Genomic DNA, 12,778 nt, shown 5'->3' on the forward strand with positions numbered 1-12,778 from the left:
TGGTGAGCGCGTGTCGGAACTTCTAACGCGGAGTGGGTTTTAATGGCTCAATTCAGGTCCCAGGACCCCTCGTTTGCGGCGCTGCTCCGTGCTGTCTGGTCGCACAAGCTCATCATGATCACGTCGGTGATCGTCGGTTTAGGCGCATTCGTGGCGCTCTATCTGCTGATCACGCCGGTCTTCGAGGCTACGAGCACCGTGCTCGTCAGCCAGGGAGGGGGCCCGGAGAGCGGCAATCGGCCCATCGAGATGGTCAGCTCTCAGGCGCGCGTCGCGGAAAGCCAGGAAGTGATCAGCGATGCGATCACGCGGGTCGGGCTGGACAGGTTCGGCACCGCAAGACCATCGATCCTCGACGGTCTTGGCGGCTCGCTAAGGGCTGTCGTTCACGGAAAGTCGGAGCCGGCTCCGATCAATATTCCCGATGTCGACGTGGCCGCAGCGAAGCTGGCCCGGAACGTCACGGTAAGGACCGAGCCGAACTCGGAGATTATTCGCATTTCGTTCAAACACAGCAATCCTGCACTCGCGGCTGATTTCGCGAATGCGATCACCGACTCCTTTATCGCGCGCCAGCTCAACCTGGCGGAAAAGCCAGGCGCGGCCGACTTCTTCCGCAGTCAGCGTGGCCGGTTCGACGCCGAAGTCGAACGCCGTTCGGCCGCGCTGGAAGATTTCGCCCGGAGGGAGGCCATCTACTCGGTCCAGGATCAGCGCAGTCTGCTGCTGCGTCGGGCCAGCGAACTCTCCGCCTCCTTAAGCGCCACGCGGATCGCGGTCGCGGAGAAGCAGGGACAACGCTCGGGGCTGACGGAACAGCTTCGGCTTCTCAAGCCTGTCACGCAATCGCCTTTCGTCTCCAACCTCGTCGAGAGCCTCGGCTCGGACGCGAGTGCGCCCACACGGCCGGGCGCCCGGCGCGACGCGACCTCGAACGATCCGCCGCTCTTGATGGTGAAGGTCTATCAGGAGGCGATGGTTGCGCTGTTCAAAGTCAATTCAGAGATTGCCGGACTGGAGGGACTTTCCGCTCAGCAGCAGACTGAGATGGGCAGCCTCAATGCCGAGCTGCGCACGCTCTCCGCCAAGGAGGCTGAATTCGAGCGGCTCAAGCGCGAGCTGTCGCTGGCCACGCTAAATGCTGAAACCTACGCTAAGCGCGCCGTCGAAGAACAGATCAACGCGGATCTGCGAGCTGCCAAGCTGACGAATCTGCGGGTCGTGCAGGCGGCGACAATTCCCCTGCGGGCGACGTTTCCAAACGGCATCCAGTTCTTGATTCTGGGAGCGGCCGCGGGGCTGATCCTTGGCGTGGGTTTGTCGCTCCTGCTCGAGAGCCGCAAGCCGGAGCCGGTCGGTGTCGAGCTGCCGGCGATCATATTGGGCTCCACGCGCCTGCAGACGAAGATTGATGCGAGGGTGCGCGAGATGATGTGACCCTTGCTGGTTCTGGGGTGAGTGGCTTCAGGGTTTCCTGTCGCGAAGGCTCATGCCAGGCGCAAATCTTGCGTCAGGTCGCTTGCAGCGGGTGGAATCTTCAACTCAAGCCGCCGCACCTGGGCACGGCCGCGGTGAGGCGCGCGGCGTTCGGGCGTCTGTCTCGGGGAGGTGTGTCGTTCGGCTCGCTCGACCAGCTGCGGCTCGGGCAGGCTCTCGGTTTGTCGGTTCAGCGTCTCATGGTGCCGTAAGGGAGTGACGATGCGATTGAAAAAATTCTGGTGTCGGGCAGCACCCATACTTCTGATGTCGAGCTTCGCCGTCGGCGAGGCAGCGGCCCAGCAGAGCCCACCGCATGTGGTTGAACTGCATGATCGTCAGGCTTTCGCGAAGGGACCCTGGCTGGCGTGGCTGGAACCTTGGGGCGCCGGAGCTCTGATCCAAGGGAAGGACTATACGAACGCGATGAAGATCCTTCCGGATCGCTTTCCGGCAGAGACTTCGATTGAGTGGGCGTGGCCGAGTACGCCTCCTGCGTCCGGAGTGTTCAATTTCTTGGCGATCAATTTCGGAAACTATTATAACACCAAGCCTCCTGTCCCGATTAGCGCTCGCAAGGTGCGAGACATCGCTGTCCTCAAGCACAATCACGATTTCGCTCTGGCCGGGAATCTCGATCAGTACAATGTCATGACTAATATATGGCTGACCCGGGAAGCCGGCCGTCATGATCAGCAGCTATTCGAAGTGCAGGTCTTCTTTCATGCCGCTGATCTCGCGAAACTCTATGTTCGCTCCTCGACGCCCATCGGGGCATACCGCGATGAGACCGGTCGCAACTGGCAGGTCAGCATTGATCGCACCCGTCAGGTGCCGGACATCCTCCTGCTGCCCTCGACGGATGTCCGGATTTCATCGGTCGATATCCGGGCCATGCTCCTGTGGCTGCGCGCGCAGGGCGTGATAACCGGCGAGGAGTGGTTCAACGGGCTTGGCACCGGAGTTGAAGTCACGCGGGGCTCGGGCTCGATGAAAATCAATGCCCTATCGATCACTTACGAATAGGGCGCCGACGAGTGCCGCTGCTTTTGGGGCGAGACGAGAGGCTGGTACTTCAATGGACCTGTTAGATCGCGGTCGCGCCGGATTTAGGACTGGTGCGATGCCGCACATCTCGGACGGCAGGCGGGGGGGCGAGGCGGACACGATGTCTCGTCTCAAACTCGTCGACATCTCGTTCTTCCTTCTTCTCATCATGGTGATCACGGCGCCAATCGCGACTGATATGAGCGATCTGGCCGTTTCGGCTTCGAACCCCGGCCTGACGGGGCAGGGCACGCTGTGGCGTCAGCTCGTCTATATGGCGATCTTCGGTGCGACCGCCTTCGGTGTCGGGATGCACCGCGATCTTCGGCAGCTCCAGGCAGTTCCGCCCGGTCTGCTGCTCGTGCTGGGCTATTGCTGGCTGAGCCTGTCCTGGGCGATCGAGCCCGATGTCGCTGTGCGCAGGCTGGTGCTGACGACGATCGTGGTCGTGACGCTGTCGCTCGGTCTGGTGCATCTGGGCGCGCACCGGGCATTCGCGCAACTTCGCCTGATCCTTGGCGCGGTTTGCCTCCTGAACTTCTCGGCCGTATTCGCCCTTCCGTCGATCGGCGTTCACCAGGCCGACAGTTTTCGGGCCATAGCTCTGGTTGGGGACTGGCGCGGAATATTTCCTGAGAAAAATTATACGGGAATGATTTGCGCGATCACCATACTGCTGTTTTCGTTCTCGCGAACCGGTGGCGCCTATCGTCTGTCTATAATTTTGCTTTCGTTCATCTTCCTCTGGTTCACGAATTCGAAAACCTCATTTGGCCTGACGGTCATCGCCCTGGCTGCGGGGTATCTCTTCTCCCTCTACAGCCAGCGCGACCGCGGGGTCGTGCTGATCGCCGCTTGCCTCGTAGTGCTCGCTCTGACGGCCTACGGCATGTGGCATTGGGAGCAGATCATCGCGCCTCTCGATCGCCAGGACACGTTGACCGGCCGTTCACAGATATGGCGCCCGCTGCTCAGCTATATCGGTGAGAACTGGCTGTTGGGGTCTGGATATGGCTCGTTCTGGAATATCGGCCCGAACAGCCCGATCTTCGAATACGCGCAGCCTGGCAGCTGGCTGACCGCATTGGCCAGCGGCCACAGCGGCTATCTCGATCTCGCCGCTCAAATCGGCATCCCTGGCATCATCCTGGCCGTCTATGCCCTGATCTTAGGGCCATTCGTCACGCTTCTGGGCAATCCGGTGTTCCGATCCCGATCAGGCTGTCTGCTCTTCGCGTTGATGGTGTTCATCCTGGGACACAACGCCACGGAGACGACGATCATGGACCGCGACCAGTTCCTGCAATTGATGCTGGTGATCGTGATTGTCAGCGTCCACGCGAAAAGCAGCGGCCTTGCACAGCCGGTGGGCGAGCGATGACGGCGCCGGCGATGCGGGATTGCGCCACTCCGCATGGTCCAGAGGTTTCGAGGCCATGACCGAGTCGCGTGTGGTGAACGGCTTCAGGAGATCCGGCATCGCGGCTGGTGGGGTTTCGCGCTCGCTGGGTCAGCTTTCGCGCTATGGCATCGCCGCCTTCGGGCCGATCGCTCTCGCAGCAACGCAGTTTCTGCTTTCGCTGCAGATGCTTCGCCTGCTGACGCCGGCCGATTTCGGGACGTTCTCCTTTCTCCTCGTTGTGAGCCAGCTCGCCATGGGGCTGTCGAACGCCTTGTTCTGCGCGCCGATCGCCGTGCTGATTCTGCGAGGCGAGGAGGCGCAGCGGCGGAATATGGCGCGGAGCCTGTTCGCGATGAACCTGGTCTTCACCGCAGCCACTTTCGCAACGATTGGCGGCATTGCCTTGGCCATCGGCTCAAGCATGTTGGAGGCTGCGGTTTTCGCCAGCTTCTCAGCGGCGACGATGCTGCGCTGGTTCGGTCGCGCCTATTCCTATGCAGTTTGTCGCCCGTTACGGGCAACAGCTTCCGATATCGTCTCTGGTGCGGCGCTCGCCATTGCCATGCTTGCGATTTGGGTTGCCGGCCGTGCGGACTCGGTCTCTGGTTATCTCGCGCTTTTGCTGAGCGGCTCGCTGGGCATGCTCCCGTTGGGCCGCGACTACCTTCGGCAGCAGTTTTGCTGGCCTGCACGAGCCGAATTGTCTCGCTACAGTGGGATCTGGCGGGAGCATTCCGGCTGGTCGCTTCTGGGCGTCGTCACGACGGAGGCGACCGGCAACGCGCATGCCTATGTCGTGACCCTCGTGAGCGGCGCGGGCGCGTTTGCCGCCATCGCCGCCAGCGCTCTGCTGACGCGCCCGCTGACCGTGGTCATGAATGCTCTGACGGAGTTCGAGCGGCCGCGTATCGCGCGCTTCATCAACGAGAGGCAGAGCGAGGAGGCGGAGCGCGCAGTGACCTTCTTCCGCTATATTCTCGTGGCGGCATGGTTGTTGGTGGTAATGGCGGCGGTCTTGCTGCTGTTTTATGCGCCCTGGCTCGTTTTCCCGCGCGAGTACGATCTGAGCTATCTCTCGCAGGGTGTCGCCCTCTGGATGCTTATCGTCGGTGTCAGGATGCTGCGCGCGCCCGACAGCGCTTTGCTGCAATCGGCGGGCAAGTTCCGACTCCTGGCCCATGCGAGTATTGTCTCCGCCGCGGTCTCGATGATCGCTGTTCCAACCCTGCTCTTCACCGGCGGTCCGCTCTGGTCCGTCGTCGGGATCCTGTTGGGCGAAATCGCCTTCGCGCTCGCGCTCTGGCGTGGCCGGCGCGGTTGGCGGGAGCAGTCGGATGGCTGAACTCCGTATCGTCGCCGAGCAATTCAATCGTTCGCGCGTTCCCGGTGAACGGCCGTGGCATGGCGGAAGGAGCCTGACTTGCTAGGGCCAGCGTCAATCGCCCGGACCGCAAGACGTCGCATCGAACATGCGGTGTCGAGCAAGGAAATCAGCCCGTCCATGGCCTCGGCGCTCGACCTGACGCGCTGGGCCGCAGCTCTGCTTGTTCTTATCTACCACGTCCGGGAGAACGTTCTCGTTCCGGCCGCCGACACATCGGAAAGCCTGCGGTCAGCGCTGGTTTCGATTGTTTATCTCGTGACCAATTGTGGCGACCAAGCGGTTACCTGGTTCTTCATCACGAGCGGGTTCCTGGTCGGCGGGAGTGCGGTCTCGGATATCGTCTCGGGTCGCTTCGAGGGCAGGCACTATCTGGTCAATAGGATATCGCGGATCTACGCCGTGTATCTGCCGGCGCTCGCGTTGGGTTTCACGCTCGATCTGATCAGGGTGGGACAATTCGGCATTAGCCTCAATGCGGGGGGCGAAACAGTCGCCAGCTATAGCGCTCTTACGGTTATTCTGAATGTCTTGAATCTGCAGACCATTCTTGCGCCGACGATTGGAAGCAATATCCCGTTGTGGAGCATCGCATATGAAATGTTTTATTACTTAACCTTTCCATTCATATTTATCGCTTTCTGGAGGGGGCGTTTAGATCTGAGGATCACATTTATAATTGCATTATATTTTGTAATAGTGTTCAAAAATAATCCTTCAGTCATAAATTATTTCTTCATTTGGGTGCTTGGGGCGGTTGTCCGATTCATGCCCAGGCTTATTTTTGCGTCCCCGATCTTGGCTTGGGCTGCCGCAGTGGCCGCCTGCTTCAGTTTTCCGGCTCTGGCCACGCTGCTGGGGGGAGGCGCGAAGATCGTTCTCGGTCTGGCTTTTGCGAACGCCCTTCTTGCCGCGCGGTTCAGCAACTCTCCAGTGCTGCTGAAGATTGCACCCATCAATGCGCTTTTGGCATCATTTTCATTCAGCTTGTATGTTCTTCATGCTCCCGCACTGCACTTCATCCTGGCGCTGGCAAACGGCCGTGCCGACCCGCGTTTGAGCCTGCAGCCCAGCGGCTGGGAGGGTGTGAGTTGGGGCGTGGGGCTGACGGTCGCGCTTGTCCTCTATGCCTTCGCTTTCAGCCTCTTCACGGAGCGCAAGACGCACGTCGTCCGGGCGTTCCTCGAGAGGCAAATTTCCGGAAAATGCAGTGATCAAGTCAGGGCCATAAAGACTCGATGAGCTCTCGTGTTCACCACAGGTGCCTGGAGAAAGATCGGCCATAATGCGTATACATCAGATAGATGCGTTGCGCGGACTCATGGCCGCCGTCGTCGTCATCCAGCATATCTACCTGTCGTTTCCGACGGGGAGTGGCGCGGAGTGGGTGAATATTATCAAGTACTCACCCCTGCGCATTTTCATCGCGGGGCACGCAGCAGTTTTGGTATTCTTCGTCATGAGCGGCTTCGTTGTCGCTCTGCCGTTCACTGGCGGCCGGTCGCTGGTCTTCAAGGATTTCATCGTGAAGCGGCTCGCCCGGCTCTATCCGCCGTTTGCGGTAGCGGTTCTATTGGCGGCCTTGCTGTTCTGGCTCACAGGCAATCGCGGCGGGACGACGGCCAGCGCTTGGCTGCATGAGAATTGGAATGTCGATCTGTCCTTGCCGCTCGTTCTGCTGCATTTGATCGGCACCGGCAGAGCTGATGACATCAGTCTCAATAGCCCGATCTGGAGTCTCATCGTCGAAATTCGCGTGGCGCTGATTTTTCCGGTCCTGATACTCCTCGCGACACGCTGGCGCGTCGGTTCTTTGATCGGCGGGGGACTCCTCCTGCTTGGATCGAGCTTTCTCATGCCGCCGATTGGCGAGGGCCAGCAGATCTACGTATCGTCCACAACGATGCTGGGAAACGTCATCGTTACCGCCCGCTATCTGATCTTTTTTATCATCGGTATCGTGATGGCGGAGACGCTTGCCATCTGGCGCGGCCGGCTCGCGGAGCTCAGCGGGGCCCGCCGTCACGTTGTCGTCGGGCTGTCCGTGATCCTCCTGCTGGCTCCCAGCACGCATAGCTATCTGTCGGATTGGGTCATCGGTGTGGGTGCGGTCGGGATCGTGGCGACGACCGTCGCCTATGGCGATCGCTGGCGTTTGCTTCTCTCGGCACCAGCTCAGTGGCTTGGCCGGGTTTCGTATAGTCTCTACCTGATCCACATGCCTCTCTGGCTCGCGGCCATTCACCTCGGAGCCGACAGGATCGGTTTGCCGATGACAGCGTTGTTGTTCCTGGCAATCGTGTTTCCCGCAGCCGAAATGATGTATCGGCTTGTCGAGCAGCCTTCGATCGCGTTGGGACGATATCTGAGTGGCAAGCGGGGCGCGCACGCCGCAATGGGCGCCGAGCTTGCCACATCTGGAAAGATCAAAGAACCGTTGGCGTTGAGTGGGAAGGGCTGATTGCAGGAGGGCGCGAGAAAGGCCGCATGTGACCAACCTCTCGCATGCGATTGACGTCGACTCGCGGCAGCCACTGGAAGCGGCCCCCTTGGCAAGCTCCGTCGCCGGCAAGATCTTGGTCTTCACCGGCCCGCTGGAGTGGATGATCCGCGACGAGGCCAGGGCGATGGCCGAACCGCTCGGCGCGAAGGTCGCGGGTGTGGTCTCGTGGAATACCGATCGGCTCGCGCTGGATCCGGTGCTGGTCCCAAGCTCAAGGACGCGTCCAAGCCCGGCGTCGAGGCGATCGACGAGGCCGGCTGGTCTGATCTGAAAAGGCGGTTGAAGTCCGCTACGGGCGGCTTCGACAAACCACCCGCTCCAGCCGACAAGCTTTCCGTACAGCGCATTCCGTTTCCATCGAACGAGCAGGGCTTGACGGCGTCGACGGGTTGCTTTTAAACTTAACTCAATGGTTAAGTTTCAGGCCGCTCAGCTCGACAGGACGTTTTCCGCGCTGGCGGATCCGACGCGGCGGGCCTTGCTGGCGCGGCTGGAGCGGGAAGACGGGCTTTCCGTCAGCGAGCTGGCGAAGCCGTTCCCGGTCTCGCTGCCGGCGATCATGAAGCATCTCGAAGTGTTGTCGGATGCAGGGTTGGTCACGCGGACGAAGACGGGGCGCACCGTGTCCTGTCGTCTCAACGCCGAGCCGATGGAGGAAGCGATGGGTTGGCTGGCGCATTATCAGCGCTTCTGGACCCAAAGGCTCGATGCGCTCGAGGCGCTGCTCGAGGCGCGGCGCAAGGGCGAAGGCTGAAGGGATGGGCACATGCATCAACAGGTGACACCGAGCCTCACGATGAAGCGCCGCCTCAACGCGTCGCCGGCCGAGGTCTACACGGCCTGGACCGATCCGGAGCTGCTCGTGCGCTGGTTCGGGCCCGAGAACGTCGTTGCGCAGGAGGCCGAAATCGATCCGCGCGTCGACGGGGCCTATCGCGTCGTGATGATCGAGAATACGGGCCAGCGCCACGAGGTGTCCGGGCGCTATCTAGAAGTCGTCGAGAACGAGCGTCTCGTCTTCAGCTGGTCCTGGGTGACGACGCCGGAGCGCGTTTCTCGCGTCACCGTCACATTGAAGCCGGATGGTGAGGGCACGATCCTGACGCTTTTGCACGAGAAGCTGTTCGACGGTGCGGCCGTGCGCGGCCACACCCATGGCTGGACCGGAACCATGGAAAAGCTCGAGGCCTACTTCGCCTGAAAAAGGAGCGCGGCGCTGCCCCGCCGGGCAAGCGCGTGGAAGAGCTGCCGGCGTGGGCCGGCGGAAACACAGGGAGCGGAGACGATGGAACACAGGATCGTATCCCGTGAAGAATGGCTTGCGGCCCGCAAGGCCCATCTCGCCCATGAAAAGGAGTTCACCCGCCAACGCGACGCGCTCTCGGCCGAGCGGCGCGCGCTGCCCTGGGTCAGAATCGACAAGGACTATGTCTTCGCCGGTCCGAACGGGCGGCTGTCGCTGGCCGATCTGTTCGACGGCAAGAGCCAACTGCTCATCTATCACTTCATGTTCGGGCCGGGCGCCAAGGAAGGCTGCCCGGGCTGCTCCTTGCTCGCCGATCATTTCGACGGCGCGAACCAGCATCTGAAACACCACGACGTCAGCCTAGTGGTGGTCTCGCGAGCGCCTTATGCCGAGTTCCAGCCGTTCCGGCGCCGCATGGGCTGGGATTTCCCCTGGGTGTCCCCAGCCGGCAGCGACTTCAACCACGACTTTCACGTCTCGCCGAGCCCGGCGGAGAAGGCGGCCGGCCGCTACGAATACAACTATGAGACGCATGAAGGCGAAGGCGGCGAGATGCCGGGTTTCAGTGTCTTCTACCGCAATGCGGCCGGCGAGATCTTCCACACCTACTCGACCTATGCGCGCGGCGGCGACCTGCTGATCGGTGCCTACAACTTCCTCGACATGATGCCGAAGGGCCGCAACGAGGACGGGATCATGGACTGGATGCGTCACCACGATCGCTACGAGGACGAGCCGAAGGGCGCAGCGAACTTCCAGCCTCTGCTGGCAACCGGCTCCTGCTGCGCTTGAGCGCGCTTTTCCGCATCGAACAGCAGGAAGCGTCGGTCGATATCAAAGTTTTGAGACGCGGCCGCACGGGCAGCCGCAAGTGAGGAGAACGCTATGGCTTATGTCGATGGTTTCGTCGTCGCGGTCCCGGCCGCGAACAAGGATGCATATCGCAAGCAAGCCGCCGCCGCGGCGCCGCTGTTCAAGGAATTCGGCGTCAGGCGCCATGTCGAGGCCTGGGGCGACGATGTCCCGGACGGCAAGGTCACCGATTTCAAGGGCGCCGTGAAGGCGACGCCCGACGAGGTCGTGGTCTTCTCCTGGTTCGAATACCCCGACCGGGCCACACGTGACGCCGCGAATGAGAAGATCATGAGCGATCCGCGCATGAAGGAGATGATGGGCCAGGAGATGTCCTTCGACGGCAAGCGCATGATCTATGGCGGCTTCGCCTCGCTGATCGATGAAGGCGAGGGCGGTGCGATGGGCTACCTCGATGGCGTCCTGGTTGCCGTGCCCAATGATCGCAAGGCCGACTATCGCAGCTTCGCCGCCGGGCACGCGGCGCTGTTCAAGGAGTTCGGCGCCCGCCGCGTCGTCGACGCCTGGGGTGACGATGTGCCGGATGGCAAGGTCACCGATTTCAAGGGAGCGGTGAAGGCTGAAGCCGGCGAGACGGTGGTCTTCAGCTGGGTCGAGTGGCCGTCCAAGGAGGCGCGCGCCGCTGCCTGGGGCAAGATGATGGCGGATCCGCGCATGGGGGAGCTCAAGATGCCTTTCGACGGCAAGCGCGTCGTCTATGGCGGCTTCGCGCCGCTGCTGGATGTGTGATCGCGGCGGATGAAAGCCTCCCTCGTTCCGGGCTCGCCCTGGAATGAGGGTTTTGTGGCAGGGGTGAGCCGTCAGGCCGGCGGCCGACATTGCCGGTCGCTCGGTCTCCTCCGCGAAACAGGGGGACGCTCAGCAGAAACGCCGGCACGGTCGATCCCTACGCACCGCGTCAAGGAGAGGTTCGGCTTGGCGCTATGATTTCTCGCAGCCGTCATGCGGGGTGGCATCTTGTCCCGGCCGCGCAAATGGCCGAGAGATCGGGCTGCCCAACCGGATCGAGTTTTCATGTTTGCTGGCATTCCTCTCGGCGATCTCGCCTTCCTCGCCGTCTCCCTCGTGCTCGCCGGCGCGGCCACGGGGCTTCTTGCCGGCGTCTTTGGCGTCGGCGGCGGCGCGGTCATCGTGCCCGTGCTGTATGAGGTCTTCCGCGTCATCGGCGTGGCCGACGAGGTGCGCATGCCGCTTGCGGTGGGCACTTCGCTGGCCGTCATCATCCCGACCTCGATCCGCTCCTTCAACGCCCATCGCGCCAAGGGACTCGTCGATCTCTCGATTCTGAAGATCTGGGCCGTTCCGGTCGTGGTCGGCGTCATCGTCGGCAGCTATATCGCCCGCTACGCGCCGGCCGATCTCTTCAAGATCATTTTCGTCGTCGTGGCACTGATTTCGGCCATCCGCCTGCTCTTCGCTGCCGATCGCTGGAAGTTCGGCGAGGAGATGCCGGGCAAGCCGCTGATGGTCGCCTATGGCGGCGTCATCGGCGTGCTCTCGGCGCTGATGGGCATCGGCGGTGGCCAGCTCTCCAGCCTGTTCATGACCTTCTATGGCCGCCCGATCCATCAGGCCGTCGCGACCTCCTCCGGCCTCGGCGTGCTGATCTCGATCCCCGGCGCACTTGGCTTCATCTATGCCGGCTGGCCGAAGATGGACATCCTGCCGCCGCTCTCGCTCGGCTATGTCTCGCTGATCGGCATGATCCTGTTCATCCCGACCTCGATCTGGACCGCGCCGATCGGCGCGCGCATGGCGCACCGGCTCTCGAAGCGGCGGCTGGAGGTCGCATTCGGTCTGTTCCTGCTCTTCGTCGCCAGCCGCTTCATCTGGTCGCTGCTGCACTGAGCAGGTGGGGCGGCCGATGAGCGAAACCGCGATCCGGCTGCTCCAGCCCGCCGATCATCCGGCGCTGGCCGCGCTGATGGTCGAGATGCAGGGCCACTACGCGGTGCCGTGTCCGCCGGCCGATGAGATCCTTGTCGGTCTCGCGCAACTACCGGCCGGCGTCGACATCCTCGTCGCGGTGAAAGGCGAGGCGGTGCTCGGCTTCGCCTCTGCCTGTAATCTCTATCCGGGTCCGGGGCTGAAATCCGGCTTCTTCCTGAAGGAGATCTACGTTGCCGATGCGGCGCGCGGTGGCGGCCTGGGGCGCGCGCTGATGGAGGCGCTGGCCGACCTCGCGCTCGAACGCGGCCACCGCCGCATCGACTGGACTGCCGATGCCGACGACCCGGACCTGCTGCGCTTCTATGAAAGCCTCGGTGCGACCGCACAGCCGAAGAAGCTCTTCTTTCGTTTGAGCGGAGAGGCTCTTGCCGCCTTGGACCGGCGGCAAGCCGGGACTACTCCGGGCGGTGCAATGCATCCGCCATCAAAGAGCTGAGTTCTGTTCCCGCGACAGGCTGGTCGGTCTGAAGTTCCGCCCCTGTCGCAAGGAGGGCGGATGCCTTTCAGATCAAGATTGACGCCGCTGCTACCAGGCGACGCAGCGGCGTACGCCGCCGACGACCCCGTAGCGTCGGCACACGGCGCCGTGCGAGCGCGGAGCGACATAGCCGCGCCGTGCGACGACAGCGCCGTTCGGCCCGGCGCATCCAGCCCGGTAGACGCCCTTGGCACAGACCACGGCGGAGGCCGTGGACGGAAGAACGAGGCTCGACACCGCATAGGCGGCGGCAACGGCGAACAGTCCGGCCGGGAATCCAAGAAGAGCTTTGCGCATGGCATTGTCACCTAACGTAAGCAGACGGGAGGCAAGCAGAGCGAGCGCTCACAAATCGTTGCCGTCAAGTCCCGTTGCGCATTCGAGCCTCCCGCCATGACGTTTGGCGGCGGTCCGCGTGGGGG

General features: G+C 62.3%; 14 protein-coding genes. 13 read left to right on the plus strand and 1 reads right to left on the minus strand.

Annotation, left to right across the window (positions count from 1 at the left end):
- Window positions 1–42 precede the first annotated feature (42 nt).
- The 13 genes from AC1DEZ_RS14565 (at window position 43) to AC1DEZ_RS14625 (ending at window position 12,314) form a co-directional block, all read left to right on the plus strand.
- Complete coding sequence (locus AC1DEZ_RS14565; RefSeq protein ID WP_441512300.1) at window positions 43–1,437, plus strand: GumC family protein; 1,395 nt, start codon at window positions 43–45, stop codon at window positions 1,435–1,437.
- A gap of 306 nt (window positions 1,438–1,743) precedes the next feature.
- Entirely contained in the window at window positions 1,744–2,502 is a 759-nt protein-coding gene (locus AC1DEZ_RS14570) for a hypothetical protein (protein WP_476779836.1), read from the plus strand.
- A 142-nt stretch (window positions 2,503–2,644) separates the two neighbouring features.
- The gene (locus AC1DEZ_RS14575; protein WP_476779837.1) at window positions 2,645–3,904 is read left to right on the plus strand and encodes an O-antigen ligase family protein; all 1,260 of its coding nucleotides are present in this window, start codon (window positions 2,645–2,647) and stop codon (window positions 3,902–3,904) included.
- A gap of 205 nt (window positions 3,905–4,109) precedes the next feature.
- A complete protein-coding gene (locus tag AC1DEZ_RS14580; protein ID WP_476779838.1) occupies window positions 4,110–5,267 on the plus strand; it encodes a polysaccharide biosynthesis protein in 1,158 nt (385 codons plus the stop codon).
- A gap of 159 nt (window positions 5,268–5,426) precedes the next feature.
- On the plus strand, window positions 5,427–6,548 hold the full coding sequence (locus AC1DEZ_RS14585) for an acyltransferase family protein (RefSeq protein WP_476779839.1): 1,122 nt from the start codon (window positions 5,427–5,429) through the stop codon (window positions 6,546–6,548).
- Between the two features lie 43 nt (window positions 6,549–6,591).
- Window positions 6,592–7,767 carry an acyltransferase family protein gene (locus AC1DEZ_RS14590; RefSeq protein ID WP_476779840.1) on the plus strand — a complete coding sequence of 392 codons (1,176 nt, stop codon included), beginning with the start codon at window positions 6,592–6,594 and terminating at the stop codon, window positions 7,765–7,767.
- A 28-nt stretch (window positions 7,768–7,795) separates the two neighbouring features.
- Window positions 7,796–8,080: a hypothetical protein gene (locus AC1DEZ_RS14595; RefSeq protein WP_441512306.1), complete on the plus strand. Its 285-nt coding sequence runs from the start codon at window positions 7,796–7,798 to the stop codon at window positions 8,078–8,080.
- A gap of 138 nt (window positions 8,081–8,218) precedes the next feature.
- Window positions 8,219–8,563 carry an ArsR/SmtB family transcription factor gene (locus AC1DEZ_RS14600; RefSeq protein WP_441512307.1) on the plus strand — a complete coding sequence of 115 codons (345 nt, stop codon included), beginning with the start codon at window positions 8,219–8,221 and terminating at the stop codon, window positions 8,561–8,563.
- 12 nt (window positions 8,564–8,575) lie between these two features.
- The gene (locus AC1DEZ_RS14605) at window positions 8,576–9,010 is read left to right on the plus strand and encodes an SRPBCC family protein (protein ID WP_441512308.1); all 435 of its coding nucleotides are present in this window, start codon (window positions 8,576–8,578) and stop codon (window positions 9,008–9,010) included.
- 84 nt (window positions 9,011–9,094) lie between these two features.
- Window positions 9,095–9,847 carry a DUF899 domain-containing protein gene (locus AC1DEZ_RS14610; RefSeq protein ID WP_476779841.1) on the plus strand — a complete coding sequence of 251 codons (753 nt, stop codon included), beginning with the start codon at window positions 9,095–9,097 and terminating at the stop codon, window positions 9,845–9,847.
- A 93-nt stretch (window positions 9,848–9,940) separates the two neighbouring features.
- A complete protein-coding gene (locus AC1DEZ_RS14615) occupies window positions 9,941–10,657 on the plus strand; it encodes a DUF1428 domain-containing protein (protein WP_441512310.1) in 717 nt (238 codons plus the stop codon).
- A 285-nt stretch (window positions 10,658–10,942) separates the two neighbouring features.
- Window positions 10,943–11,776 carry a sulfite exporter TauE/SafE family protein gene (locus AC1DEZ_RS14620; RefSeq protein ID WP_441512311.1) on the plus strand — a complete coding sequence of 278 codons (834 nt, stop codon included), beginning with the start codon at window positions 10,943–10,945 and terminating at the stop codon, window positions 11,774–11,776.
- Window positions 11,777–11,792: 16 nt separating this feature from the next.
- Entirely contained in the window at window positions 11,793–12,314 is a 522-nt protein-coding gene (locus tag AC1DEZ_RS14625) for a GNAT family N-acetyltransferase (RefSeq protein ID WP_441512312.1), read from the plus strand.
- 90 nt (window positions 12,315–12,404) lie between these two features.
- On the opposite strand, the gene AC1DEZ_RS14630 is transcribed toward AC1DEZ_RS14625, so the two are convergent.
- Window positions 12,405–12,653, minus strand: a complete 249-nt coding sequence (locus tag AC1DEZ_RS14630; protein WP_441512313.1) for a hypothetical protein — start codon at window positions 12,651–12,653, stop codon at window positions 12,405–12,407.
- Window positions 12,654–12,778 lie beyond the last annotated feature (125 nt).

This window comes from Allobosea sp. 10L422, assembly GCF_056395345.1.

What these genes read in the sequence shown, in the direction of transcription:
- AC1DEZ_RS14575 (WP_476779837.1), top strand. Translation starts at nt 2,645, where the DNA reads ATGTCTCGTCTCAAACTCGTCGACATCTCGTTCTTCCTTCTTCTCATC.
- AC1DEZ_RS14580 (WP_476779838.1), top strand. Translation starts at nt 4,110, where the DNA reads ATGCTTCGCCTGCTGACGCCGGCCGATTTCGGGACGTTCTCCTTTCTC.
- AC1DEZ_RS14605 (WP_441512308.1), top strand. Translation starts at nt 8,576, where the DNA reads ATGCATCAACAGGTGACACCGAGCCTCACGATGAAGCGCCGCCTCAAC.
- AC1DEZ_RS14570 (WP_476779836.1), top strand. Translation starts at nt 1,744, where the DNA reads ATGTCGAGCTTCGCCGTCGGCGAGGCAGCGGCCCAGCAGAGCCCACCG.
- AC1DEZ_RS14600 (WP_441512307.1), top strand. Translation starts at nt 8,219, where the DNA reads ATGGTTAAGTTTCAGGCCGCTCAGCTCGACAGGACGTTTTCCGCGCTG.
- AC1DEZ_RS14620 (WP_441512311.1), top strand. Translation starts at nt 10,943, where the DNA reads ATGTTTGCTGGCATTCCTCTCGGCGATCTCGCCTTCCTCGCCGTCTCC.
- AC1DEZ_RS14585 (WP_476779839.1), top strand. Translation starts at nt 5,427, where the DNA reads ATGGCCTCGGCGCTCGACCTGACGCGCTGGGCCGCAGCTCTGCTTGTT.
- AC1DEZ_RS14625 (WP_441512312.1), top strand. Translation starts at nt 11,793, where the DNA reads ATGAGCGAAACCGCGATCCGGCTGCTCCAGCCCGCCGATCATCCGGCG.
- AC1DEZ_RS14615 (WP_441512310.1), top strand. Translation starts at nt 9,941, where the DNA reads ATGGCTTATGTCGATGGTTTCGTCGTCGCGGTCCCGGCCGCGAACAAG.
- AC1DEZ_RS14565 (WP_441512300.1), top strand. Translation starts at nt 43, where the DNA reads ATGGCTCAATTCAGGTCCCAGGACCCCTCGTTTGCGGCGCTGCTCCGT.
- AC1DEZ_RS14630 (WP_441512313.1), bottom strand. Translation starts at nt 12,653, where the DNA reads ATGCGCAAAGCTCTTCTTGGATTCCCGGCCGGACTGTTCGCCGTTGCC.
- AC1DEZ_RS14610 (WP_476779841.1), top strand. Translation starts at nt 9,095, where the DNA reads ATGGAACACAGGATCGTATCCCGTGAAGAATGGCTTGCGGCCCGCAAG.
- AC1DEZ_RS14590 (WP_476779840.1), top strand. Translation starts at nt 6,592, where the DNA reads ATGCGTATACATCAGATAGATGCGTTGCGCGGACTCATGGCCGCCGTC.